Raw genomic sequence first — 25,168 nt, forward strand, 5'->3', positions numbered from 1 at the left:
ATGGAAAGCTTCTTTCAGCCGCCGCCCGAGGTGGTTGCCTTCTTGTTCATCAAGAAATTCGTCTACCTTGAACTGCTGGCCTGTCTGGCACTGATCCGGGTGATTGTCGGTCGCGGCATAGCACGTTGGCCGGCGTTGGTGACGCTGTTGATGGCCGCTGCGGGCATCTTTACCACCTTTGCACCCGCGCTGAATCTGGCGCAGGGGCCGATCTACACCAGCCTAGCGCAATTCATGGCGGGCGGCGGCGGCATGTCCGCACTGCTGGTGCCATCGGTGGTGTTTCTCATCTCCTCGATCACGCCGCGCGCACGGTGGCGGGTGATCGACTGGATCCACATCCTGATGATGGCGGCGCTGGTCGGCCTGTGGTGGTGGACCTCCTGAGGGGGCAGCACGAGGCGCCCTGCCCCAAGGACGGGTGATCCACAAAAGGATGGACACGCATGCGCTGGCTGAACCTGGCATTCATAATCCTCTACCCTTTGTCGTGGTTTGCGCCCTTGATGCGGGCCGGGTTGCTGCCGCTGTTCGGGATGTCAGAGATTTACGTGGTCTCCGGGCTGCGATCGTTGTGGGCCTCTGACCTGTTCCTTGGGCTGGTGGTGGCGGTTTTCGCCTTGGGGGCGCCGATGGCAAAGACCGTGGGGCTGGCGCTGGTGCAGTTCGGGGTTTGGAACCGCAGGAGCCTGACAGCGATCAATATTCTTGGCAAATTTGCCATGGCGGATGTGTTTTTGATCGCGCTCTATGTGACGCTGGCGAAGGGACTGGGGGTTGGCCGCGTGGAAACTGCCTGGGGGCTGTACCTGTTCACAGCGTTGATCCTGGGGTCGATGGTGATCGGAGCCCTTGAGGCGCGGCGCAGCTAGAGTGCCGGAGCGTCCGGAACGGGGACTGCCCCCATGCCCCCGGAGTATTTTCGAAGCAAAGAAGCCAATGCGAACCCGCATTCCCGGCGTTTCCTTTTCTGGCGGAACGGTCTAAACCCGGCGCTCAACGCAAGGGGAGCGTGTCATGGCCAAGGCCACCAGCCGGTTCGTCTGTCAAAAATGCGGCAACGTCACGAACAAGTGGGCGGGGCGCTGTGATACCTGTGGCGAATGGAACTCCATCGTCGAGGAGACGCCGCTGGCGCAAGGCCCTTCTGGCAAGACCATCGGCACCAGCCGGGGCCGCAAGGTGCCGCTGTCCGATCTGTCGTCCAAGGAAGCGCCGCCGCCGCGCACCGCCTGCAAGATCGACGAGCTGGACCGCGTTTTGGGCGGCGGGCTGGTGCCCGCATCTGCCGTGCTCGTCGGGGGGGATCCCGGCATCGGCAAGTCGACGCTGCTGTTGCAGGCCGCCGCCGCCTTTGCGCGGGCGGGTCTGAAGGTGGTTTATATCTCGGGCGAGGAAGCCTCTGCCCAGGTGCGGCTGCGCGCGCAGCGGCTGAACCTCACGGACGCGCCGGTGAAGCTGGCGACGGAAACCAACCTGCGCGATATTCTGACCACGCTTGACGAAATCAAGCCTGACCTCGCGATCATCGATTCGATCCAGACCATGTGGGCCGACAACGTGGAATCCGCCCCCGGCTCTGTCAGTCAGGTGCGCGCGGCGGCCCATGAGCTGACCAGCTTTGCCAAGCGGCGCGGCTGCGCGGTGTTCCTCGTGGGGCACGTCACCAAGGAGGGCAACCTCGCCGGGCCGCGCGTGGTCGAACACATGGTGGACACCGTGCTGTATTTTGAAGGCGAGCGCGGCCACCAGTTCCGCATCCTGCGCTCGGTCAAGAACCGCTTTGGCCCCGCAGACGAAATCGGCGTTTTCGAGATGACCGGCGGCGGCCTGGCCGAGGTCAAGAACCCCTCGGCCCTGTTTTTGGCGGAGCGCGGCGAACCTGCGCCCGGATCGGTGGTGTTTTCAGGGATTGAGGGCACGCGCCCTGTGCTGGTGGAGTTTCAGGCGCTGGTCGCCCCCTCGCCCCACTCGCAACCTCGGCGCAGCGTGGTGGGCTGGGATGGCTCGCGGCTGGCGATGATTCTCGCGGTGCTCGAATCACGCTGCGGCATCCCCTTTGCCGGGCTCGATGTTTACCTGAACGTGGCGGGCGGGATGCGTGTTGGCGAGCCTGCCGCAGATCTGGCTGTGGCGGCTGCGCTACTTTCCGCCCGAGAGGACGCGGCCCTACCGGCGGAGACTGTCGTTTTCGGGGAAATCAGCCTATCAGGTGCGCTGAGACCCGTGGGGCAGACCGAAAATCGCTTGAAGGAAGCCGCGAAACTTGGTTTTTCCACCGCGATTCTGCCGACGGGCGGCAAGGCGCGGGGCAGCAAGTCGATGAAGCTGATCCAGATGAGCGATCTGGCCGGTTTCGTGGGTGAGGTCTTTGGCGCCGGCTAACGGCGTCTGACCAGTGATTGAAATACAAAAACGCAGGCAAAAAAGGCAGCGACTATGGAAGGTTTCACTATCGTCGACGGGGTCGTCGGGCTGATCATTGTCATGTCGGCTTTGCTGGCGTATTCGCGCGGCATCGTCCGGGAGGCCATGGCCATCCTCGGCTGGATCGCCGCTGCCGTTCTGGCGTTCATGTTCGCCGCGCAAGTTCAACCGTTGGTCAAGGAAGCGCCGATGGTTGGCGAGTTTCTTGCCGACAGTTGCGAGTTGTCGATCATCGCAGCCTTTGCGGTGGTCTTTACCATCGCGCTGTTGATCGTGTCGTTGTTCACGCCTTTGTTTTCCTCGCTGGTGCAACGCTCGGCGTTGGGAGCATTCGATCAGGCGCTTGGCTTTTTGTTCGGCGTGGCGCGGGGCGTGTTGCTCGTGGCGATCGGGTTCTTTGTCTACCAGACGGTCATCACCGCGCAGGACATCGCCATGATTGACGATTCGCGTTCGGCTGCGGTGTTCAGCCAGTTCACCGGCAAGATCGAAGAGCAGAACCCGGAGCAGGCGCTTGGCTGGATCACGGCGCAATACGAACAGCTTGTCGGCACCTGCGACGCGCCGGTCTAAGACCCGCCTGTCGGGGCGTGCATTATCAATGGCAACGCGGCTGGCATGAATTGCCGGCCGCCGCGCCGCAGATTGGAAACGCTCCCGCACACCCCAAATCATCGAAGACACCGGCATGTATTTCGGGTTTTGCCGCTTGGGATGCCGCGACCTTGCAAATTCTGTCTGCCCAAGGGTGCAGGTCTGGCCAAGCGGATGACGCAGAGCCCCAACCATTACGATCAAGATGCGCCCACCCGTCAGGCGCATACGCTGTTCCCTGCGACACTGGCTGATATCCGCCTGCCACGTGTTGGCGGAACAGACCCGACGCGCCTCTCACTTTTGGCGACGGTGTTCCGAGCCCCCTGATGGACCACGGATCACATGCCAGCGACCTTGGCGATGCACCAATAACCATGGTCGCAACGCGGTCAGAAGCGCATGGCGACGCGCTGGGGGTCCTGAGCACGGCAATTTACAGCGCCGCGTCAGGTTTTTCCTTCGCACATTGACCGACCTATCCCTCAGACGCGCATGGCGTCGAGCCGGCGATTGTGCGGCGACCGTAGGCGGGTTGAGCACCCGCTGCCGTGCCGATGGGCCTGTGGTGTTTGTGGCGAAACAGCCCTCTCACGGATAGTTTTGTGATCCTTCCGTGACACTGCGCATTTAACACCGTATGTGGAGCGCGACCTTACCCGGAATCGGAGACGCGCCTCTTGTCCGACCCCCAATCCGCCCCCCGTACCCTGACAACAAATCCCTTCGATGCTGACGGCGACACTCTCCATGAAGAGTGTGGCGTTTTCGGTGTCGTCGGTGTCACGGATGCTGCCAACTTCGTCGCCCTCGGCCTGCACGCGTTGCAGCACCGTGGCCAGGAAGCCGGTGGTATCGTGTCACATTCGTCGGATGTGGGCTTCAGCTCTGTCCGTCGTTTTGGCTATGTCCGGGATAACTTCACCCGTGCCTCGCTGATGGAAACGCTGCCTGGCCCGCTTGCCATCGGACACGTGCGGTATTCCACCGCCGGGTCCAAAGCCGCTGCGATTCGCGACGTTCAGCCCTTCTTTGGAGAATTCTCCATGGGGGGCGCGGCGATTGCCCACAACGGCAACATCACCAACGCCAATGCTCTGCGGCGCGAGTTGATCGAACGCGGTTCGATCTTTCAATCGTCGTCCGATTCGGAATGCATCATTCACCTGATGGCCCGATCGCTGCAACGCGACATCCCAAGCCGGATGGAAGACGCATTGCGCCGTGTCGAAGGCGCGTTCTCGATCGTTGCCATGACCCGCACCAAGCTGATTGGCGTGCGCGACCCCTTGGGCGTCCGTCCGCTGGTTCTGGGCAAAGTGGGTGACTCAGGCTGGGCCTTGTCGTCGGAAACCTGTGGGCTGGACATCATCGGTGCGACCTACGTCCGCGAGATCGAGCCCGGCGAGATGGTCGTTATCACCGAGAACGGTGGCATCGAATCCTCTCACCCCTTCCGCAAGGCAAGCTCACGCTTCTGCATCTTCGAGCATGTCTATTTCTCGCGCCCTGATTCGATCATCGGCAACCGCAGTGTCTATGAGACTCGCCGCCAGATCGGTGTGGAGCTGGCCCGCGAAGCACCGGTGGACGCGGATCTGGTCTGCGCCGTGCCCGACAGCGGCACGCCTGCGGCCATCGGGTTTGCCCACGAAAGCGGCATTCCGTTCGGGATGGGAATCATCCGCAATCAATATATGGGCCGGACGTTCATCGAGCCGACAGAGCAGATCCGGAACATGGGTGTGCGGCTGAAGCTGAACGTGAACCGCGCTCTGATCGAGGGCAAACGCGTCATCCTTGTCGACGACTCCGTCGTGCGCGGCACCACCTCTCGCAAGATCAAGGAGATGGTTCTGGATGCGGGCGCGGCAGAGGTTCACTTCCGCATTGCGTCGCCGCCGACCTCATGGCCGTGCTTTTACGGTGTGGACACGCCGCAACGCGAAAAGCTGCTCGCCGCGACCATGTCCGAAGAGGAGATGACCCGGCACCTGGGCGTCGACTCGCTGAAATTTGTGTCTCTCGATGGCCTGTATCGGGCCGTGGGCCAGGCCGAAGGCCGCAACAACAAGTGCCCGCAGTATTGCGACGCATGTTTTTCCGGTGAGTATCCGGTCAAACCAGCCGACATGATCGAACAGGGTTTCGAGATGAAGGCGGCGGAGTAATCCTCTTTAAAATATGTTTTCAGATGGGTGGTCCTCGGGCCGCCCATTTGCGTTTCTTCCTTTTGACGACAGGACTCTGGCCATGAATCTTCTCGACCTCGACGCCCGCTGGAAGCGTCTGAATGACCCGGACTATGTCTGCCCCTGCTGTGGTCGCAGCTTTGGCGGGGTGATCGACATCGGGTTCGAGGAACCCGAGGATTGGCCGCACGGCCCGTTGCAGGGCGAGGACATGACCGTGGGCGAGGATCGGCTGACGCCGGACCTGTGCCGTCTGATGGGCCGATATTTCCTGCGCGTCACCCTGCCCTTGCCCATTCGGGGCGCATCTGAGGCCATGAATGTCAGCCTTTGGGCAGAGGTCGCGCGCGACACCTTCGATGCTTACCTCGACACCTTCGACAGTGGCGCGGCCTTCGCCGGTGAGGGGCTGAGCGCCAACACCGTTCCCGGGCTCGACAATGACGCCACTCCCCTGGCGCTGGAAGCCGCCGATGCCAGCCAGCGCCCCGTGGCCAAAGCGCTGGACGGGCCGATGGCCGAAACACAGGCGGAAGGTCTGTCGCTGGACGATCTGCTGGATCTTTATGCGGCGTCGGGCAACGATATCCGGCCTCACCTGAAGGGCTAAGCGCTGTTTTCGGGTCGGCGGGCGGGCGCCTTCGGGCGCAGCCCGAACAGTACGTCCCGCCGACAAAGCAAGTTTCCGCACAGTCGTCTCCGCCGATGGGCGAGGCTCCGCACGGCGGAAATCCCCCGTCTTTGCTTTCTGACCCAAGGCTCTTAAACGCGGCTTTCTCAGACACACAGGGAGCAGCGAGACGACCCATGGCACAGGACACCACCACCTCTGACGCCGTCAATCAGGCGGCAACGCAACGCTCCGTTGGCGCGCTCGACGGGCTCATCCTGCTTGGCACATTCGGCAACGACGAGACGCCGCGCGCATTGGTGCGCACATCCAAGGGACAGACGGTGACGCTCAAGGTTGGCGACCGCATCGGCACGGCGCCGGTGGTCGCAATCCAGGACGGTCGGCTGGCCTACGCGGCGCATGGCAACACCAAATGGCTGAAACAGCCGGCCAAGCCGTGAACGCGCCAGTGTTTCCCCCTGCCGGGCGACAGGCGTAGGTGGCGCGGTGCAGAAAACAATCCGGTCCCGGATACCGCGGCGATGGTTCTGATTGTGACCAAGGCCACGCCGCCGACCGCCGGACCTGACCCCGCTACACGCGGCTCGCAGCCCCGGATATCAAACTCCTGCAGTCCTGCGGCCACTTGACCACAAACAGGGGTCACGCGCCCGCTTGACGGGCCAGCATTTCAGGTCCAAACCCCCGCCATGACCAAGCTTGCTCTTATCACCGGCGCCTCACGTGGGCTGGGCTATGCCCTCGCTCTGAAACTCGCGCCCGAGTATCACATCCTCGCCGTCGCACGCACCGTGGGCGGGCTGGAAGACCTGGACGACGAGATCAAGGCCAAGGGCGGCGAAGCCACTCTTGCGCCGATGGATCTGACGGACCGCGATGCCATGGCGCATTTGTGCCGCTCGGTTTTTGACCGTTGGGGTGGGCTGTCGCTTTGGGTTCATACGGCGATCCACACCGCGCCATTGGCCCCCGCCTGGCAATTGGATCAGAAGGACTGGCAGAAGTCCGTCGACACCAACGTCACGGCCACGGGCTACATGATCCCCTTCGTCGCACCCCTGCTGGGTGAGCAAGGCAAAGCCGTCTTCTTCGATGACCAGCACGGCGGCGAAAAGTTCTACGGCCATTACGGCACCACAAAAGGTGCTCAGATCGCATTGGCGAAAAGCTGGGCCGCCGAGACGGAAAAAACCGGCCCCCAGGTGCAGTTTCTTGAGCCGCAGCCGATGTGCACGGGCCACCGCGCGCGCTTTTTCCCCGGCGAGAGCCGCGATACGCTGGCGACGCCCGAGGCTGAAGCAGCCCGCTTGCGCCCACTGATCTGATAATACCAATGGCCCGCGCCGCAGGGCCCGCTGCCATAACGCGTCGCCCTTGCAATAGGGCTGCGCCGCTTGTTCTCGACGCGCCCATCCCGTAGAGAACACAAAACACTTTTCCGGGCGGTCCCATGCGTATTCTCATCACCAACGACGACGGTATCAACGCGCCCGGCCTGGCCGTGCTGGAACAGATCGCACAGGAGCTGGCCGGGCCTGACGGTGAAGTATGGACCGTCGCGCCTGCCTTCGAGCAATCGGGCGTCGCGCATTGCATCTCCTACGCCCATCCGACGCTGATCTCCAAGATGGGAGAACGTCGTTACGCAGCCGAGGGCAGCCCCGCCGATTGCGTGCTGGCAGGTGTGGGCGATGTGCTGAAGGGCCACCCGATCGACCTGATCCTGTCCGGCGTGAACCGGGGCAATAATTCCGCTGAAAATGCGATGTATTCAGGCACTTTGGGCGGCGCTCTCGAAGGCGCGCTGAAAGGTCTTCGCTCCATCGCCATGTCGCAGTACCTCGGACCGGACAACGTCAACATCGACAACCCGTTCGAGGCCGCCGCTCAATATGGCGCAGAGGTCGTCCGCAAGATCATCGCGTTCGATGCCGATGAGCAGGATGGATACCGGCTGTTTTACAACGTGAATTTCCCGCCCGTTCCTGCGGCGGCTGTCAAAGGTATCTGTGCCGCGCCGCAAGGCAAGCGCGACCACACAGGGTTCAGCGTCGAGCCGCACATGTCACCCTCCGGCCGGCGGTTCCTTTGGGCCAAGGGCGGCGACCAGCGCGCGCCCGTGGCCGCGGGATCGGACGCGGCTGTGAATATGGACGGCTGGATCTCCGTGACGCCCATGCGCGCGGATTTCACCTGCCGCGACAGTCTGACGGCGCTGGAGGATGCCTTGAAATGACCTTCGACGCCGACGCCAAGATGCAGTTCCTCTTTGCTCTGCGCTCCAAAGGGGTGACAGACAAGGACGTGCTCAACGCCATGGAGCGCATCGACCGCGGCTTGTTCATTCAAGGTTATTTTTCCGAGCGTGCCTACGAAGACATGCCCCTGCCGATCGCCTGCGGGCAGACGATTTCGCAGCCGTCGGTTGTCGGTCTGATGACGCAGTCGTTGCAGCTCGGCTCGCGCGACAAGGTGCTGGAGGTCGGCACCGGTTCTGGCTATCAGGCCGCGATCCTCAGCCAGCTGGCGCGGCGTGTCTACACTGTTGACCGGCACAAGCGTTTGGTGGCCGCCGCGCGCAAGGTGTTCGACACGCTCGAGCTGGCCAACATCACGGCGTTCACCGCAGATGGATCGTTTGGATTGCCAGATCAGGCGCCGTTTGATCGCATTCTCGTGACCGCCGCCGCCGAGGACCCGCCCGGCCCGCTCTTGGCGCAGTTGAAGATTGGCGGTATCATGGTGGTGCCCGTCGGCCAGTCCGACGCGGTGCAACATCTGATCCGGGTCACCCGGACGGAAACAGGGTTTGACTACGACGAATTGCGCCCCGTGCGCTTCGTCCCATTGGTAGAGGGGCTGGGCAAGGATTGACGCCCGGCTGGCAATTTTTGAGTGACGCTCCGACCACAAGGTGCGCATGAGATGAGGACATCGAGATGACGACCCATACGCCTTCCTGGGCCCGCCCCATTTCCGCACTCGCGCTGCTGACCGCCCTTGGCGCCTGTGCGGGCGATGGCCTGGATCTTGACATGCGGGGGCGCATGGGTGGTCCTATGGATACCTCCGCTGCGGCGGCCACTGCGGTTGCCGACCGTCCGGCCCCTGATGATCGCGGTGTCCTGTCTTATCCCAGCTATCAGGTGGCCGTGGCGAAACGGGACGATACCGTCGCGCGGCTTGCGGACCGCGTGGGCCTGCCTGCGCAGGAGCTGGCACGTTACAATGGGCTGCAAACCGGTGACACGTTGCGTCGGGGCGAGATCGTCGCCCTGCCCCGCCGCGTGGCCGAGCCGTCGACCTCCACCGGACTGAGCCGCGCCCCCGCCGTGGATGTGGCGACACTGGCAGGCAACGCCATCGAGCGTGCCCAGCCGACCACGCCGACCCGCACCAGCAGCGGCACCGGGGTTGAACCGGTCCGCCATCAAGTGGCACGCGGCGAGACCGCCTTTACCATTGCGCGCCTTTACAATGTCACCCCGCGCAGCCTTGCGGAATGGAATGGTCTGGATAAAGAGTTCACCGTCCGCGAAGGTCAGTTCCTGCTGATCCCGACCAGCACAGCCTCTGCGAGCGCATCCAGCACGACCACTGTGTCGCAGCCGGGGGCCACGTCCAGCACGCCCATCCCGCCGTCCTCCGCCACGCCGCTGCCAGAGGTCGACGCAGAACCATTGGAACGCGCAGCGCCCGCTGCGCCGGCGGCCTCAAGCACAGCCGCCGCAGACAAGCCCAAGCCCAAACCTGCGAAACCCGCAGAACCGGTTGCCGACATTGGCCAGTCGCAAGCGAAAGCCAGTGGCGAAATGGCGATGCCCGTTTCCGGCGCGATCATCCGCGAGTACAAGGCCGGCGTGAACCCCGGCGTGGATATTGCAGCGTCCCCGGGTCAGCCGGTGGGTGCGGCGGCCTCCGGGAAGGTTGTACACATCAGTGAAAAGACCGATGGAACGCTGTTCATGATCGTGCGCCACCCCAACGAGGTGAGCTCTGTCTACATGAACATCGCCGACGCGACCGTGAAGAACGGCGATTCGGTCAGCCGTGGTCAAACCATTGCGCGGGTCGGCCCCGGCTCGCCGTCCTTCCTGCACTTTGAGGTGCGCAAGGGACTGGATGCCACTGACCCGATGGCCTACCTCAACTAAGGTCATTCCATAAAATACAAAACGGGCGCGTCCGAGGTTTCCCGGACGCGCCCGTTTTTGTTTCCGTGGCCTTTAACCTCAGGCCAGAGAGATCCCCTGCCGCCCTGCCAGATCGACAAAGAACTGCCAGGCCACACGACCCGATCGAGAGCCGCGCGTCGCCTGCCATTCGATGGCCTCCGCACGCAGTGTGTCGGCGTCGACCTCGAGGCCATGGCTGTCGCAGTAGCCTCTGATCATGTCGAGGTATTCGTCCTGCGAACAGGGATGGAAACCGAGCCACAGCCCAAAACGATCTGACAAGGAAACCTTTTCCTCGACCGCCTCTGACGGATTGATGGCAGAGCCGCGCTCGTTTTCGATCATGTCGCGCGGCATCAGATGGCGCCGGTTCGATGTGGCATAAAGCACCACATTCTCGGGCCGTCCCGCAACGCCACCGTCCAGCACGGCCTTCAAGCTTTTGTAATGCTCGTCGTCGTGACTGAAGGAAAGATCGTCGCAGAACAGCACAAACCGATATGGCGCATGGCGCAGCACATCCAGCAGTCGACCGACGGTTGGCAGGTCTTCGCGCTGCAGCTCCACCAGTTTCAGGTCATGCCCCTCGGCGCGCACGGCGGCGTGAATCGCCTTGACGATGGACGACTTGCCCATGCCCCGCGCGCCCCAGAGCAGGGCGTTGTTGGCGGGCAGACCGCGCGCAAACTGGCGGGTATTGGCGAGCAGCGTGTCGCGTGACCGTTCCACGCCGATCAGCAGATCAAGCGCCACGCGGGACACGCGGTCAATCGCCATAAGACGGTCTGGGCGTGTCTCCCAGACGAACGCTTCGGCGGTGAAATCAGGGGCGCCGAGCGGCGGCGGAGACATCCGCTCCAAAGCCGCCGCAATGCGTTCCATCGGGTCCGTATTGGTCATTTGTCCTCGTCAAATTCCTTGAACATCGGATCGTCTTTCGACGCCTCTGCCGGATCATCCTCGAACCACAGACCCTGGGCCCGCAGATCCTTTTCCCGCTTCTTCTCGACGCGGCGCACCAGAAGGATGGAAACCTCGTAAAGCCCGTAGACCACGCAGAACAGGATCATCTGCGTGACCACATCCGGCGGCGTGACCACAGCGGCCAAAACCAGAATCGCCACCATGGCGTATTTGCGCACCGAGCCCAGACCATCCGCAGAGACCAGCCCGGCCTTGCCCATCAGCGTCAGCAGAACCGGCAACTGGAAGCACAGGCCAAAGGCCATGATGAAGATCAGCGAAGTTTGCAGGGATTCGTTCACCTTACCAAAGAAGGTGATCTGCAACCCGCTCGTCGTTTCCGGCACCACCACGGTCGTGGCAGGCGTATCCACGGCGCCGCTCATCATGTTGACAAAGATCGACGGCGCGTCGGTGAAGCCCAGGAAAAAGGTCATCGCCAGTGGGGTCACGACAAAATGCGCGAATGCCGCGCCGAGCAGGAACATCACCGGCGAGGCGATGAGGAACGGCAGGAAAGCGCCCTTTTCGGATTTATAGAGTCCGGGCGCGACAAAACGCCAAAGCTGCGTCGCGATCACCGGAAAGGCCAGCGCGAAACCAAAGACCATCGAAATCCGGAACAGAACAAACAGGTATTCCTGCGGGCTGGTGTACTGCAGCGTGGGCGACGGGTCGCCCATGGCACGCAGGGTCGCCTCGATCGGGCCAAGCAGGAACCGCAGCACATGTTCCGCCAGGAAATCTCCCTGAATCGGAATGAACATGATGCAGATGCCCACGAACAGGGCAAGGATCGACCGGATCAGCCGCGTGCGCAGCTCTGCCAGATGTTCGATCAGCGGCGCAGCGCTGTCTTCGAGGTCGTCTTGGGTTTGGCTCATGCCTTGTCAGCCTCGTCCTTTGCGGCGTCTTCGGCCAGCGCGCGCTCCATCTCTGCCGCTTTTTGCGAAGCGGCTTCGGCTTCGCGGGATTTGCGGTCAGCGGCCGCGCGGGCGGCGTTCGCCTCGATCTTGCGGCGGGCAGCTTCGCGTTCCTCGGACAGCTTCGGCTTGTCCGCGCTTTTTCCAGTGCCGCCTGACCCGCCGATGTCGGTCATGGATTTCGCCGCGTCGCGGACCCCATCCATGGCGCTGCTCATCGGGTTGCTCGCCGACTTGAAGGTCTTCTGAATGTCCTTGACCCCGGCATCGTCGGCGGCGTCATTCATGGCGCGGGAAAACTCGCGCGCCATGCCGCGGGCCTTGCCCATGAAGTGCCCCACGTTGCGGAACAGCATCGGCAGCTCCTTCGGCCCGACGACGATCAACGCCACGATACCGATGACCAGAAGCTCGCCAAAGCCGAAATCGAAAACCATCGGCATGGTGATTTACACCTTGTCCTTATCTTCGGAAGCGGGCGTGACGTCTTTGGCGTCTTCGGACTTGTCGTCTTCGATTTCCTTGCTGCCGTCGCTCACGCCCTGTTTGAATGCTGTGATGCCTTTGCCCACTTCGCCCATCAGCGACGAAATCTTGCCGCGGCCGAACAGCACCAGCACGACGACGGCAATCAGCAGAAGGCCTGGCAGGCCGATGTTCCCGATACCCATGGTTCAAGTCTCCGTTTGTCTGAGCGCGGGCCGCCTGTTGCTGCGAACGCCCGCTGGAAAATTCACACCGTTGGATACGGCAGCTTTGCCGCAGGGAAAAGACGCAATGCGCGAGCGCGGGCGGGCTTGTGTGTCATGAGGTTGTCAGTTGTCAGGTTTATGTCAGTATGGTCGCGCAGCGCGCCGGATTATTCAGCCGAATCCGTGCTCTGCCCGCCGCAGTGACGCGGCGGATCACGCCACTTTCGGGAATCGCCGCACCATGAATCGCAAGGATCGTCTCTACGCCATCACCCAGCGCCTGCGCGACGGAGCGTTGCATACAGCGGAAGCCATGGCGCAGGACCTCGATGTTTCCGTACGAACGATTTACCGGGATATGGAGGTCTTGGCCGCGTCAGGTGTGCCTGTCGCTGGCACGCGCGGCTATGGCTACACGGTGCAGGCTGCGATCACCTTGCCCCCCCTGAACCTGACCGAAGCTGAGCTGGAAGCTTTACATCTGGCGCTGGCGATCCTCGGCGGATCCGACATGGACGAGCACGCGGAAGCGGCGCGCCAGTTGTCGGCCAAGATCGACGCGGTCCTGCCTGAGGAAGCTGGGCAGACGCCGGCCCCTTTTGGCTTTGCCACCGATGCCTTTGCCGAAGCGGCGCATGGGTTTGTGCATATGCCGTCGATCCGGTCGGCCATTCGGTCGCGGCAAAAGCTGCGCGTGTCTCTGGATGGCGTGGAACACGATCTGCGGCCCCTGACGTTGGACTACTTCGGGCGCGTCTGGACCTGTGTGGCCTGGTCGGAGATGACAGCGGATTTTCTGAGCTTTCGCATCGACCGGATCGACGCGCTGCGCCCGTTGCCCTCGCTGTTCGTTGATGAGCCGGGGCGAACACTGGCGGACTGGCGTGCGCGCTGAATTGAAAACGCCCCCATCCGGGAGGACGGAGGCGTCGAGTATCAGAGAGACGGCAGGGTCGCCCCTGCCCTGCGGACGTCAGATCGAGGCTTGGTAGATCTTGTCGATGTTCGACCCCAGAGCCGCGTTGAACGCTTCATCGGACTGCTGTTTTGACAGACCTTCGGCAAGCGCACGGCTGAACGAGGCGATCATGGTCGGCTGTTTGGACAGGCGTTCGCAGGCCTCGTCGGTGGAATAGCCACCGGACAGAGCCACGACCCGGATCACGCGCGGGTGTTCTGCCAGGGTGTCGTAAAGGCCGACTTCGGTCGGGATCGACAGTTTCAGCATCACCTCCTGACCCGCATCGAGTGTATCGAGGTGCTTGGCGATCTCATCCTTGAGCATTGCTTCGGCTTCGGCCTTGGTGCCGGAGTGGATGTTCACCTCGGGTTCGAGGATCGGGACCAGACCACAGGACAGCACCGTCCGGCCCACCTCGAACTGCTGCGCCACGACAGCGGCGATGCCGTCGGAGTTTGCCTCGTGGATGACGGAGCGCTCTTTCGTTCCAAAGATGCCAAGTCCCGCCGCGTCTTTCAGCGTGTCTTCGAGACCCGGGATCGGCTTCATCATCTGAACGCCGTTGGCCTCGTCTTCCAAGCCCTTGTCAATCTTGAGAAACGGAACGATGCCGCGGTCTTCCCACAGGACGGTCGGGACGGGTTTGCCATCGATGTCACCGCGCATGGTGCGCTCGAACAAGATCGCGCCAAGCACCTTTTGCTTGGTGAAATCCGGCGCTGTGATGATGCGCGTGCGCATGGCGTGAATTTCGCCGAACATCTCTGCGTCGCCGTTGTACATGTCCTCGGTCACGCCATATTGACCCAGCGCCTTGGGCGTCGAGCCGCCCGACTGGTCCAGCGCCGCGATAAAGCCCGCGCCCTCGGTCATTTGGTGTTTCATCGCGTCGAATGCGTCGCTTGCCATTATGCTTCTCCCGGTCAAATTGGTTACCAACCGGTTACCCGGTATTCTCCTACAAACCTAGAGCAATATCAGACTGTTAACGCTAAACCTTGCAAAGGTTTCGTGACCTTGCGGTTTGGACTGCCAGAGACCGGGCAAACCTGTGTTTGGTGTCTGGTGCGAACCCTATCGCGAGTCGACGCGCAGCCAGATGCCGTCCCGTGCCCGCACGGTCAAATGCGCTTCCGGTACAGGCTCTTTCCCGTCAACCAAGGTCACACGAAGATCGCGCAGCAGAAGCGAGAGCATAAGTACGCCTTCGACCATGGCAAAACCGGCGCCAGTGCAGACCCGTGGCCCCGCCGAAAACGGGATGTAGGCCTCGCGTGCGCAGGTCCTGCCGTTCTCCGTCTGCCAGCGCGCGGGGTCGAAATCGTCCGGACGGTCCCACAAACGCTCATGACGATGCAGGTGCCATGGGCTGAGCACCATCTGCGCCCCTTTTGGAATATCGCGGTCGCGGAACCTTTCCGGGCAAGTCGTTTCGCGGACCATCATCGGCACCGGCGGATACAATCGCAGCGTTTCGCGGAAGACGTCACGGCTGATCCGCAGGCGACCGACCTCTGAGAATGTGCCGTCGACGAACTCGGCGCGGGCCTCCTCGGCCAAGCGGTCCTGCCACTCCGGATACAGCGCCATAAGGTAGAGCGCCCAGCCGAGCGCGCTGGCCGAGGTCTCATGCCCAGCGAGAAAAAAGATCGCCACCTGATCCACCATTTCCGAGGCGGTAAATGTCTCTCCCGACTGCGGGTCGGCGGTGGTCATGATCTTGGTCGCCAGATCGTCGGGCGCGGTGCCCGCCGCGATCTGGGCGGCGCGGGTTTCCGTCAGCTGGGCAATCAGGCCGCGAATGCGCTTGGCTGTCTGCTTGGTATCACGTCGAAACAGACGCGGCATCCAGGCGGGCCCCTTTATGAAGGCGGCAAGGTTCAGGATCGGCTGCGTCCGCTGGTAGCTGCGAAATTCATGAAAGACGGCACTGGCCATGTCATCGTCGATGGGCAGGCTGAACAAGGTGCGAAAGATCACGTCGGCGGCGGCATGGCTGGCCTCTTGCTCGACCTCCACCACCTGCCCTGCCTGCGCGGCCAGGCGGACGCGCGCGGCCTCGGCAGCCGCGTACATGGCGGGAAAGGTGTCCTTCAGTCGACCGCCCTCAAATGCAGGGTCGATGATGCGACGCTGCCGCTGCCACTGTGCGCCGTTGGTCAAAAAGACAGAGTCGCCCAGCAAGGGCCGCAACCCTGCGCCGATGCGATCGGATTTCGGGAAGTCCATTGGCCGCTTCTTCAAAACCTCCGCAACCAGATCGGGCTGGTTCAGCAAATAGGAGCGGAAGAAGGGCGTTTTGAACTCCGCCATCCATGCCCGATACAGCCGCGCGGGCTGGGCCGACAGGATGTCCTGCCGGAACAGTTTGACATAGCGCCAGAGCGACACGCGGTCGGCACGCGGTACGGGCTTTGGCGGCTGTCTCATGGCGTCATGGAAGTGTATTTCGACACCGCCGTGTCGATACGGCTGGCCGAGGGCGGCCTGTCGGCGTAGCGCGCGGCCAGCGTCTGCGGCCCGGCGGTGATGCGGAAGTAGTCGTAATCCAAGGGGCGGTCGAACGCGCAGAGATACTGGAAATGCAGTCGGAAGAACTTCCACCGCAGCGCCTTCCAGCGCTCGGGCGACAGTGATTTCGTGAATTGCGCCGAAAACACCAGCGGCCAGCGCTTGTCCTTCGGTGCGACACCCGACACGCTGACCGGGTCGCACAGCGCAAAGGCGCAACCGTCGCCGGGCGCCGTGACATCGATCCAAGCGAGTTCGGATCTGGCGCTGAGGTAATGCAGATCGCCCCGCAAGCGATATGCATCGCGCAGGAATGACACCATGGGAACAACCTGCCCCAGGCTCAGGAAGGATAGCGCGGGACCGTCGGCAGGCACGCGGTCTGCGCGCAACAGATCAGCAAGGATCGACACCGCCAGATGCGCGCCTGAGGAGTGGCCGACAACCAGGACTTCGTCCCAGTCCTCGGTCAGCGCCTCGGCAATGGTGTCGGCAAATTGTGCCATGCGGGTTTCCAGCTCCGGGGGATTGGCCCCCCGATACTGAGCCGAATAGGCGTAGTCGTGCATCAGATAATAGACAAAGGTCTTGCCGTCCTTCGCCTTGAACCAGCGGAGCAGCAGCACGGCAACGGCCAGTCCCGCACATGTGCCAATGATCCGCCCGGCGGTCCCGCCAAAGCTGCCGATCCCGTACAGGATCCATCCCGCCAAAACCGCCAAAAGCAGTTGCAGCAGAAGCGCCCCAACGGGATAGAGCGCTGCAATCACCGGCCCCTTGCGCAGCCGCATCAGACGAAACAGCGCGCCGGTGGCGATGTATTCCCAGGCCGTCCGCAGCATCTGGCCATAGGTTGCGACAATGGTGTTGGACATGCTGTCGCGCACGATGTCGGACCAAACCAGCACGTCGATATCGGCGCGCACAGCCTGCCCCTCCTGCGTGCTTTCGACGTGCCAGCCGTAGGCGCCGCCGGTCTTTTTTGGCGACAGGCTGAGTGAATAGCCAGAGATTTCGGCCTGCGCGGCCCCCTCCTTGCGATAAAGCTCGCGGTACCTGCGGGGATGAATCGGGTCATAACCGGGGATGTAAAACACCCGGCGGCGTGTGACCTGTCTGTCGCTCTGGGCTACCTGCGCTGTCATGCCTTGCCTCTTTTCATCAAGGTTAACGCAGCTTTCAGGCGAGAGTAAGGCGGCCCATCACCCCAAGGTGGCCAGCGCTGGGAACGTCTCCAACAGCCAGAAGGAGAACGCCGAGAACGCCCCGGTCAGAAGTGCCAGACCGACCGCGATCAGGAGCGCGCCCATCACCCGCTCGATCGTTTTCATGTGGCGCTTGAGGCGGTTCATCAGGCCCATGGCGCGGCTCAGGAAAATCGCAGCCAGCAGAAAAGGAATACCCAGACCAGCGGCATAGACGCCGAGCAGAAGCGTGCCGCGCGCCAAGGATGCTTCGGTCATGGCAAGGCTCAGGATCGCGCCAAGCTGCGGGCCAATGCAGGGGGTCCAGCCAAAGGCGAAGGCAAGCCCAAGAACGTAGGCCCCAAAGGCCGACCCGCCCGTATCGCCTGCGTCAATGCGCGCTTCGCGGTCAAGAAAACCGATGCGGTAGACCCCAAGGAAGTGAAGCCCGAAGATGATGACGACAACGCCTGAAATTCGGCCCAGAAGCACTTGGTTCTGCAAGAAAAACGACCCCAGCCATGAGGCTGTGAACCCCAGCAGCACGAAGACGGTCGACAGACCCAGCACGAAAAACAGCGCGGCAAGAATCACGCGCCCACGAGCGCGCCCCTCCTGCATTTCGCCCATGCTGACTCCGGACATGAACGCCAGATAAGGCGGCACGATCGGCAGCACACATGGGCTGAGGAAGGACACAATGCCGGCGCCAAGGGCAACCAACATGGCGGGCGCGAGCGACGCGTCAATGATCTCGATTCCAAACATATGCACAGGCTTAGGGCAAAGCATGGGTGGCGTCACCCACCGACCGCTCACATCCCCGTGGACGTGTTGTCACAAGCGGTCTACATGGCGGGCATGACACATATTCTCGACGCAACCGGTCTGCTATGCCCGCTTCCCGTGCTGAAGGCGCGCAAATGCCTGAAGGCACTGGAGACGGGCGAAACGCTGACCGTCACCACCGACGACCCTGCCGCGGTCATCGACATCCCACATTTTTGTGCAGAGGCGGGGCATGACCTGATCGAGAGCCGCGAACACGGTGCCAGCATGGTCTGGACCATCCGCAAAGGCTAGGCCGTTCAGGCAAAACGAAAAAAGGCCCGCGTCATACGCGGGCCTTTGTCATTTGGTGTTGGTTTGGATCAGCGTCCCAGCGACCACCAGCCGCGGCGCTTCTTCTCTGGAGCGGCTTCCGTGTCGTCCTCCGGCGCGGCGTCGGCGGCCGGGGCCGGCGCTGCATCGGAAGACGCGTCGACCTTCGGCGTGTCCGTCACATCCGCCGGCTTTTCAGGTGCCTCTGCGACGGCCTCTGGCGCAGGATCCGTCGCCGCGTATTGCGCAATGACATCAGATGCCTTCACGCGGGTCCGGGCGGGGCGTGCTTTTTCGCCACTGTCGTCAGAAGCGGCCTCCTGTACAGGCGCTTCCGCAGCGGCAGGCTCTGGCTCGACCACCTCTGCCACGGGAGCTGGTGCTGGTTTCGGAGCAGGTTCCGGCTCTGCAGCAACAGCAGGTTCGTCCGCAGATGCCACAGCAGGTTCGGCCGGAGCAGCAACCGGTTCCGGCGTCGCAACGGGCGCGGCTTGCGCCTCTTCAGGCTGGGCCTCTGCCTTGACGTCGGTGGCTGGCTGGGCGCTTTCAGTGGGCGCCTGATCGCTGCTGTCCGGCGATTTGGGTTTGCTGCGCGAGCGGGACCGGGACCGGGAGCGCGTCGGTTTCTTCGGCGTCTCGGCATCGTCGTCACCGTTTCCGTCTGACGCGGCTGCCGACTCATCGCTCGTGTCCTGAGCCTCGCCTTTGGGCGTCGGCTTATGACTGGACACATCCCAATCGTCGTCATTGCTCTTGTCGTCAGAGGACTGATCGCCAGCGTCACTGCTGCTATCGCCGTTCTGCTCGTTGTCCTTGGACTTCGACCGACGCCGACGACGGCGGCGCTTCTTTTTCGGTTTATCGTCGGACTCGTCGCTCTGTTCCGGGCGGTTGGTGTCAGATTTGGCCTGTGCCGCCGGAGCTTCTTCGGCCTCTTCGACCTCCTGAACATCGTCCACGACGTCCTCGGCCTCGGCCGCCTCGTCGATGGCATCCATGATGGAGGTGTCAGCAGAGACGACAGGCGCGCTTGCCTCTGGCACGGCCCGTGTCGCGGTCTTGAACTTCTCCATGGAGAAATCCGGCGCGATGAGATGAGGATCGCCTTCGATGCGAACGGCCATGCCGTAGCGTGCCTCGATGACGGCAATGTGTTCGCGCTTGGCGTTCATCAGGTAGTTGGCGATGCCGACCGGGCATTTCACCAGAACCTCGCGGGAGCGGCGGCGCACGCCCTCTTCCTCGATCTGGCGCAGGATCTGCAGCGCCATGTTATCGTCGGAGCGGATCAGGCCAGTGCCGTGGCACGCGGAACAAGGCTGCGTTGTCGCCTCGATCATGCCGGGGCGCAGGCGCTGACGCGACATTTCCAACAGACCAAAGCCCGAGATCCGGCCCACCTGAATGCGGGCGCGGTCGGTCTTCAGCTTGTCCTTCAGCTTCTTCTCGACGGCGGCGTTGTTCTTGCGCTCGTCCATGTCGATGAAGTCGATGACGATCAGACCGGCCAGGTCACGCAGACGCAATTGGCGCGCCACCTCTTCGGCGGCTTCCAGGTTGGTCTTGGTGGCGGTGTCCTCGATGGACCCCTCTTTGGTCGCACGACCGGAGTTCACGTCGATGGCGACGAGTGCTTCGGTGACGCCGATCACAATGTAGCCGCCGGACTTCAGCTGCACGGTCGGGTTGAACATCCCGCCCAGGTAGCTTTCGACCTGATGGCGCGCGAACAGCGGCATCGGCTCGACATAGTGTTTCACGTTCTTGGCGTGGGACGGCATGATCATCTTCATGAAGTCCTTGGCCACGCGATAGCCACGCTCCCCTTCGACCAGGACTTCGTCGATCTCACGCGAATAAAGGTCGCGGATCGACCGTTTGATCAGGTCGCCTTCTTCGTAGATCTTCGCCGGTGCGATGGATTTCAGCGTCAGCTCGCGGATCTGCTCCCACAGGCGCTGCAGGTATTCATAGTCGCGCTTGATCTCGGTCTTGGTGCGCTTGGCCCCGGCCGTACGGATAATCAGGCCCGCGCCCTTGGGCACGTCGATCTCGTTCGCGATCGCCTTCAGCTTGGACCGGTCAGCGGCATTGGTGATCTTGCGGGATATGCCGCCGCCACGCGCGGTGTTCGGCATCAGCACACAATAGCGACCGGCCAACGACAGGTACGTGGTGAGCGCCGCGCCTTTGTTGCCGCGCTCTTCCTTGACGACCTGCACCAGCATGATCTGGCGAACCTTGATCACTTCCTGGATCTTGTAGCGACGCGGACGCGGCTTGCGCACGGGACGAATATCCTCATGCGTGTCGTCGTCGGCGACGTTCTCGATGTTTTCGTCGCGTGAGGAAGCGTCGGCATTGACTGTCTCATCGTCGTCACCGTCGTCGTCCGATTGGGTCTCCCCCGGCTCGCTGGTCACGACATGCGCATCGTCGTCGGAGTTCGCCGCCATGGGACGAGACGGCGAACTGTCGTCGTCATCCTCGTCGGAGGCGGTTTCCTGATGCTCGGACGCCTCGGCCGCGGGTCCGTCCACTGGCTGAACCGGAGCGGCATCGGCAGGCACCGCTTCCGCGGAGGGAGGCGTATCTTCTGCGGAAACACCGATGGACGGCAAAGCCTCGGCCGGTGTCGGCTCGGGCGTTGCAACTGTTACGGCCGGTTCGGAAACAGGCGCTGATTGCAGCGATGCTGCATCAGCCTGAACCGGCGCAGCCTCGACGCCAGGCACGGCGGAAGCGTCTTCGGCAGTGGACGGCTCAGGATTGCCATCCGATTCGATTGAGTCGACCGGCTCGCCCACAGGCGTTTCGGCCACGCGCTCCATCGGGGAGAGGCCCTCACCCGGCGCTCCGGCGTCGGTTCCGGTCTCGGCGTCATCGCTGAGATCAATGGTTTCCATACCAGAGGGTTCGCGCGCAGTGTCTTGCGGCGCTGCGTCTGTCTGGTTTTGCTCCGACGTGTCGGAGGACGTTGTCTTCGACGCAGGCTTTTTGCGTGAGCGTGACCGTGTGGACCGCTTCGGCTTGTCCTCTTCTTCCTCGGCGGCGGCTGCAAGTGCGGCCTCCTCCTCCATCAGCGCCTTACGGTCGGCTACGGGGATCTGATAATAATCCGGATGGATTTCCGAGAACGCAAGGAACCCGTGGCGGTTGCCACCGTAATCCACAAATGCCGCCTGCAAGGACGGCTCAACGCGCGTTACCTTTGCGAGGTAAATGTTTCCGGCGAGCTGCCGTTTGTTCTCCGATTCAAAGTCGAATTCCTCAACCTTGTTTCCGTCCACAACCACAACACGGGTCTCTTCCGCGTGTGTGGCGTCAATGAGCATCTTCTTTGCCATGTAACCTTATTGCACGCCGGGAGCCCCCTTGAACCGGGTGGCGCAAGGAGTCGCGGGGCGTGTCTTGTCTGAGCGAAAAGTGACGGCGGCGCGCATAGGTTCAGGCGGGCGTTTCCGCTCCTGCCCTTTTGCCTCAAATGCGTCGCGCGCGTCATCGCGGTTCTTCTCCGACGTCGCTCTTGCGCATACTCCGCACGCGACGCCCGTTCATGAAACCCGTCGCCTTTGGCGGATCGGGTTCGGTTCACTGGCCTTCGCGTTGCGGCGGGTCCTGCCCGCCCGCACCTCTAGGGCCCAATCGGTCCGTGCGGTGCGTCATATGACACCGTCACGGCGAATCTCTGAAGCTCTCCGGACTTTGTCACGCATCTGTTGAGACGACATGACACCCGGATTCAGCCTATCGGTTAGCATAAGGCCCTGACGCGACAAAACACAATGGACAAAACGCGCTGACGGCCTCCCCTTGCTGAAGCTTTTCCACAAGCGCCCGAATTTCTACCGTTCGTTCAGGTTTCTCGGCCACGCGGAACACCCAACCGGGGTCTGGGGTTAAACCCGTCGGTGCACAACCACGCGTACTGCACGAAGAATTAAGGTCTGGTTAACACCCGCGCGCGGGTGGCCGTGATGTTTGCATTGAAATGCGGTGGCCTGATAGCTTTGTGCGTCGCTCCGCGCACGCCTTCACGCACCACCACCACGCGCCCTGCGCGCGCCTTTTGCCAAGCCGGTGCGACTGATCTGACCACCGCCAATGGGCGTCGCCACCCCTGTTGTGCCCGGTGCTGAGGTCGGCAAACCACGCGCCACGCGCACCGCAAGATAGGCAAAGGCCTGCGCCTCAAGCATGTCGCCGTCCAGCCCCACGTCCTCCACCGGCTGCACGGGACAGTCGAGCCCGACGGACAGCATCTGCATCATCACCGGATTCTTGCGCCCACCCCCGGTCACCAGAACGCGCGAAGGCTGAACAGGACAATGCTCCATCCCGACCATCACAGCCGTCGCCGCCATTCCGGTCATGGTCGCCGCGGCATCAGCGTCGCCAAGCTCGCGCACGAGGTCCAGCATCAGGGAAAAATCGTCACGGTCCAGGGACTTGGGCGGCATTCGGCGAAAGAAAGGCTCGTCCAGAAACAGCTCAAGTGCACCATCCTCGACCGCCCCCTGTCGCGCCAAACCGCCATCGCGGTCAAAACTGACACCCCGTCGCTGCATCATCAGATCGTTGAGCGGGGCATTGGCCGGACCCGTGTCAAAAGCCAAGAGCGCGCCGTCCTCCTCGGGTTTGGACAGGCGCGGATCAACCCAGGTCAAGTTGCCGACGCCGCCAAGGTTGAGAAAGCACACTGGCTCCGTCGCCCCAATCCACTTGGCACAGGCCCAGTGAAAGAATGGTGCAAGCGGCGCGCCCTCCCCCCCCAAAGCCACATCCGCGGATCGGAAATCCCAGACCACATCGCAGCCCAACCCCTCGGCCAGCGCCGCCCCATCGCCCAGCTGATGCGTGCCGCGCCCCTGCGGGTCATGCGCCAGGGTTTGGCCATGAAAACCGACCAGATCTGCGCCGTCAAAGGGAGACAGCGCGTCCATGTGGGCGCGCTGGATGACCTGCCGGGCTGCCTCCAGATCCGCACCGGGCCATTTGCCCAAGGCCGCGCGCAGTACCGATTGCTCTGGCTCGGTATACGGCCGATAGCCGCTTTCTCCGAACCGGGAGATCGTCACCCCATCGGTCAAAACACAGGCCGCATCGACCCCGTCCAGCGACGTGCCCGACATCGCCCCCAATGCCCAGATTGGCCCTTGCTTATTCATGCCCTTTTCCTCGCGCGCCTCGGCCCTTATACGGCTGACACGTTATATACGAGAGGGCCACCATGACCTACCATCCCAAATCGGATTTCATGCGCGTCATGATGGAGCGCGGCTATCTGGCCGATTGCACCGATTACCAGGCATTGGACGAAAAGCTGTCGAACGGGGTAGTCACGGCCTATATCGGGTATGACGCCACGGCGCAGTCGCTCCACGTCGGGCACCTGCTCAACATCATGATGCTGCGCTGGCTGCAAAAGACCGGACATAAGCCGATCACCCTGATGGGCGGTGGCACCACGAAAGTAGGCGACCCATCGTTCCGATCCGACGAACGCCCGCTTTTGGGACCGGAGCAGATCGACGCCAACATCGAGGGTATGAACCAGGTCTTTGCCAAATACCTGAGCTATGGCGACGGCAAAACCGATGCGCTGATGCTGAACAATGCCGAGTGGCTGGACGGGCTCAACTACCTGGAGTTCCTGCGCGACATCGGTCGGCACTTTTCCGTCAACCGGATGCTGTCCTTTGAATCCGTGAAATCGCGCCTGGACCGGGAGCAGTCGCTCTCCTTCCTCGAATTCAACTACATGATTCTGCAGGCGTATGATTTCCTTGAGCTCAACAGACGTTACGGCTGTCAGCTGCAAATGGGCGGCTCGGATCAGTGGGGCAACATCGTCAACGGGATCGACCTGACACGCCGGGTCATCGACCAGCAGATCTTTGGCCTGACATCGCCGCTTCTGTCGACCTCCGACGGCAAGAAGATGGGCAAGTCAGCGGATGGCGCGGTGTGGCTGAACGCCGACATGCGCGCGCCCTACGAGTTCTGGCAATTCTGGCGCAACACCACCGATGCGGACGTTGGCCGGTTCCTGAAGCTCTATACCGAGCTGCCTGTCGAGGAATGCGAGCGCCTTGGTGCGCTGGATGGGCGTGAGATCAACGACGCCAAGATCATCCTTGCGAATGAGGTGACAACCTTGTGCCACGGCGCCGAGGCGGCGGCAGCGGCTGAGGCCACGGCGCGCGAAGTGTTTGAAAAGGGCGGTGTCGGGGATGACCTTCCGACGCTGGAACTCTCGGCAGAGGAATTGGGCGACGGCATTTCCATCGTGCAATTGATTGTGCGGGCAGGTCTGGCGAAATCCGGCAAGGAAGCCAAACGTCTGATCGCCGAGGACGGTGCGCGCATGGACGATGCACCCCTGTCCAACGCTGGCCTGATGGTGGACGCGGGCGCGCTGGCGTCGCCGATCAAGCTTTCAGCCGGTAAGAAGCGCCACGCTCTGGTAAAGCTCACGGACTGATCAGCGCAACACATGCGAAATCTGGCAGGGTGGTCCGTCGGGTCGCCCTGTCTTTCGTTCGCCTCCGCGCTACGTCAGAGCAACGCTTGAATTACCGACATCAGCAACACGGGAACCGAAAGCGCCGCCGTCATCAGCAGCGCCGCAGCGAAGGTGGGTCGCGGCCGGGCGATTGCCTGCGCGGCGCGGTTGTTGGTCAGCTCAGAGCGGGGCGCGGTGCGGCGCAGAGTTCGTGTCATCATGACGGCCATTAAGCCATTCATAAGTTTTCATAGCGTTAATAACCGGCATGACCGACTCACTTGCCCTCCCCCTTCCCCAAAGTCC

25 protein-coding genes are annotated in these 25,168 nt (G+C 62.5%); 14 read left to right on the forward strand and 11 right to left on the reverse strand.

Annotated features, from left to right (window positions below; all coding sequences use genetic code 11):
- The 11 genes from GGQ68_RS08910 (at nucleotide 1) to GGQ68_RS08960 (ending at nucleotide 10,001) form a co-directional block, all read left to right on the forward strand.
- On the forward strand, nucleotides 1–387 hold the full coding sequence (locus tag GGQ68_RS08910; protein WP_183965153.1) for a hypothetical protein: 387 nt from the start codon (nucleotides 1–3) through the stop codon (nucleotides 385–387).
- Between the two features lie 59 nt (nucleotides 388–446).
- Nucleotides 447–872, forward strand: coding sequence for a paraquat-inducible protein A (locus tag GGQ68_RS08915; protein WP_183965155.1), 426 nt, complete (start codon nucleotides 447–449; stop codon nucleotides 870–872).
- 145 nt (nucleotides 873–1,017) lie between these two features.
- Nucleotides 1,018–2,385 (forward strand): DNA repair protein RadA, encoded by a 1,368-nt coding sequence (radA, locus tag GGQ68_RS08920; protein ID WP_183965157.1) that lies wholly within the window; start codon nucleotides 1,018–1,020, stop codon nucleotides 2,383–2,385.
- A 54-nt stretch (nucleotides 2,386–2,439) separates the two neighbouring features.
- Nucleotides 2,440–3,000, forward strand: coding sequence for a CvpA family protein (locus GGQ68_RS08925; protein ID WP_183965159.1), 561 nt, complete (start codon nucleotides 2,440–2,442; stop codon nucleotides 2,998–3,000).
- A 701-nt stretch (nucleotides 3,001–3,701) separates the two neighbouring features.
- The gene (purF, locus tag GGQ68_RS08930) at nucleotides 3,702–5,192 is read left to right on the forward strand and encodes an amidophosphoribosyltransferase (RefSeq protein ID WP_246429313.1); all 1,491 of its coding nucleotides are present in this window, start codon (nucleotides 3,702–3,704) and stop codon (nucleotides 5,190–5,192) included.
- An 82-nt stretch (nucleotides 5,193–5,274) separates the two neighbouring features.
- A complete protein-coding gene (locus tag GGQ68_RS08935; RefSeq protein WP_183965161.1) occupies nucleotides 5,275–5,823 on the forward strand; it encodes a DUF2199 domain-containing protein in 549 nt (182 codons plus the stop codon).
- Between the two features lie 197 nt (nucleotides 5,824–6,020).
- Nucleotides 6,021–6,287 carry an amidophosphoribosyltransferase gene (locus tag GGQ68_RS08940; RefSeq protein WP_183965163.1) on the forward strand — a complete coding sequence of 89 codons (267 nt, stop codon included), beginning with the start codon at nucleotides 6,021–6,023 and terminating at the stop codon, nucleotides 6,285–6,287.
- 249 nt (nucleotides 6,288–6,536) lie between these two features.
- Nucleotides 6,537–7,172 (forward strand): SDR family NAD(P)-dependent oxidoreductase, encoded by a 636-nt coding sequence (locus GGQ68_RS08945; protein WP_183965165.1) that lies wholly within the window; start codon nucleotides 6,537–6,539, stop codon nucleotides 7,170–7,172.
- Between the two features lie 125 nt (nucleotides 7,173–7,297).
- Complete coding sequence (gene surE, locus GGQ68_RS08950; protein ID WP_183965167.1) at nucleotides 7,298–8,083, forward strand: 5'/3'-nucleotidase SurE; 786 nt, start codon at nucleotides 7,298–7,300, stop codon at nucleotides 8,081–8,083.
- A complete protein-coding gene (locus GGQ68_RS08955; protein WP_183965169.1) occupies nucleotides 8,080–8,721 on the forward strand; it encodes a protein-L-isoaspartate(D-aspartate) O-methyltransferase in 642 nt (213 codons plus the stop codon). Before surE ends, GGQ68_RS08955 begins: the two co-directional genes overlap by 4 nt.
- A gap of 65 nt (nucleotides 8,722–8,786) precedes the next feature.
- The gene (locus tag GGQ68_RS08960; RefSeq protein ID WP_183965170.1) at nucleotides 8,787–10,001 is read left to right on the forward strand and encodes a M23 family metallopeptidase; all 1,215 of its coding nucleotides are present in this window, start codon (nucleotides 8,787–8,789) and stop codon (nucleotides 9,999–10,001) included.
- 78 nt (nucleotides 10,002–10,079) lie between these two features.
- On the opposite strand, the gene GGQ68_RS08965 is transcribed toward GGQ68_RS08960, so the two are convergent.
- The 4 genes from GGQ68_RS08965 to GGQ68_RS08980 are packed head-to-tail and all read right to left on the reverse strand — an operon-like array spanning nucleotide 10,080 to nucleotide 12,579.
- Nucleotides 10,080–10,922, reverse strand: a complete 843-nt coding sequence (locus GGQ68_RS08965; protein WP_183965171.1) for an ATP-binding protein — start codon at nucleotides 10,920–10,922, stop codon at nucleotides 10,080–10,082.
- Nucleotides 10,919–11,869, reverse strand: coding sequence for a twin-arginine translocase subunit TatC (tatC, locus tag GGQ68_RS08970; protein ID WP_183965172.1), 951 nt, complete (start codon nucleotides 11,867–11,869; stop codon nucleotides 10,919–10,921). Before tatC ends, GGQ68_RS08965 begins: the two co-directional genes overlap by 4 nt.
- A complete protein-coding gene (gene tatB, locus GGQ68_RS08975; RefSeq protein WP_246429314.1) occupies nucleotides 11,866–12,351 on the reverse strand; it encodes a Sec-independent protein translocase protein TatB in 486 nt (161 codons plus the stop codon). The genes tatC and tatB overlap by 4 nt, the downstream gene beginning before the upstream one ends.
- Nucleotides 12,352–12,357: 6 nt before the next feature.
- Nucleotides 12,358–12,579, reverse strand: coding sequence for a twin-arginine translocase TatA/TatE family subunit (locus tag GGQ68_RS08980; protein ID WP_183965173.1), 222 nt, complete (start codon nucleotides 12,577–12,579; stop codon nucleotides 12,358–12,360).
- Between the two features lie 262 nt (nucleotides 12,580–12,841).
- Between GGQ68_RS08980 and GGQ68_RS08985 the strand changes: the two genes are divergently transcribed.
- Nucleotides 12,842–13,495, forward strand: a complete 654-nt coding sequence (locus GGQ68_RS08985) for a helix-turn-helix transcriptional regulator (RefSeq protein WP_183965174.1) — start codon at nucleotides 12,842–12,844, stop codon at nucleotides 13,493–13,495.
- Between the two features lie 78 nt (nucleotides 13,496–13,573).
- On the opposite strand, the gene GGQ68_RS08990 is transcribed toward GGQ68_RS08985, so the two are convergent.
- The 4 genes from GGQ68_RS08990 to GGQ68_RS09005 all read right to left on the reverse strand — a co-directional run bounded on the left by GGQ68_RS08990 (nucleotide 13,574) and on the right by GGQ68_RS09005 (nucleotide 18,024).
- Nucleotides 13,574–14,470, reverse strand: coding sequence for a fructose bisphosphate aldolase (locus tag GGQ68_RS08990; RefSeq protein ID WP_183965175.1), 897 nt, complete (start codon nucleotides 14,468–14,470; stop codon nucleotides 13,574–13,576).
- 165 nt (nucleotides 14,471–14,635) lie between these two features.
- The gene (locus GGQ68_RS08995) at nucleotides 14,636–15,991 is read right to left on the reverse strand and encodes a cytochrome P450 (protein ID WP_183965182.1); all 1,356 of its coding nucleotides are present in this window, start codon (nucleotides 15,989–15,991) and stop codon (nucleotides 14,636–14,638) included.
- Nucleotides 15,988–17,217, reverse strand: a complete 1,230-nt coding sequence (locus tag GGQ68_RS09000) for a hypothetical protein (RefSeq protein WP_183965184.1) — start codon at nucleotides 17,215–17,217, stop codon at nucleotides 15,988–15,990. The genes GGQ68_RS08995 and GGQ68_RS09000 overlap by 4 nt, the downstream gene beginning before the upstream one ends.
- 57 nt (nucleotides 17,218–17,274) lie before the next feature.
- Nucleotides 17,275–18,024, reverse strand: a complete 750-nt coding sequence (locus GGQ68_RS09005; protein WP_183965186.1) for a cytochrome c biogenesis CcdA family protein — start codon at nucleotides 18,022–18,024, stop codon at nucleotides 17,275–17,277.
- Nucleotides 18,025–18,108: 84 nt separating this feature from the next.
- Between GGQ68_RS09005 and GGQ68_RS09010 the strand changes: the two genes are divergently transcribed.
- Nucleotides 18,109–18,339, forward strand: coding sequence for a sulfurtransferase TusA family protein (locus tag GGQ68_RS09010; protein WP_425502967.1), 231 nt, complete (start codon nucleotides 18,109–18,111; stop codon nucleotides 18,337–18,339).
- Nucleotides 18,340–18,407: 68 nt separating this feature from the next.
- Here the strand turns inward: GGQ68_RS09010 and GGQ68_RS09015 are convergent, their stop codons facing one another.
- Together GGQ68_RS09015 and GGQ68_RS09020 are read right to left on the reverse strand one after the other, a co-directional pair.
- The gene (locus GGQ68_RS09015; protein WP_183965188.1) at nucleotides 18,408–21,704 is read right to left on the reverse strand and encodes an Rne/Rng family ribonuclease; all 3,297 of its coding nucleotides are present in this window, start codon (nucleotides 21,702–21,704) and stop codon (nucleotides 18,408–18,410) included.
- Nucleotides 21,705–22,391: 687 nt separating this feature from the next.
- Nucleotides 22,392–23,525, reverse strand: a complete 1,134-nt coding sequence (locus GGQ68_RS09020; protein ID WP_183965190.1) for an anhydro-N-acetylmuramic acid kinase — start codon at nucleotides 23,523–23,525, stop codon at nucleotides 22,392–22,394.
- A 62-nt stretch (nucleotides 23,526–23,587) separates the two neighbouring features.
- Between GGQ68_RS09020 and tyrS the strand changes: the two genes are divergently transcribed.
- A complete protein-coding gene (tyrS, locus tag GGQ68_RS09025) occupies nucleotides 23,588–24,841 on the forward strand; it encodes a tyrosine--tRNA ligase (protein WP_183965192.1) in 1,254 nt (417 codons plus the stop codon).
- A gap of 74 nt (nucleotides 24,842–24,915) precedes the next feature.
- On the opposite strand, the gene GGQ68_RS09030 is transcribed toward tyrS, so the two are convergent.
- Nucleotides 24,916–25,092 (reverse strand): hypothetical protein, encoded by a 177-nt coding sequence (locus GGQ68_RS09030; RefSeq protein WP_183965749.1) that lies wholly within the window; start codon nucleotides 25,090–25,092, stop codon nucleotides 24,916–24,918.
- Between the last annotated feature and the right edge of the window lie 76 nt (nucleotides 25,093–25,168).

The organism is Sagittula marina (genome assembly GCF_014196795.1).
GTDB classification, from domain to species: domain Bacteria; phylum Pseudomonadota; class Alphaproteobacteria; order Rhodobacterales; family Rhodobacteraceae; genus Sagittula; species Sagittula marina.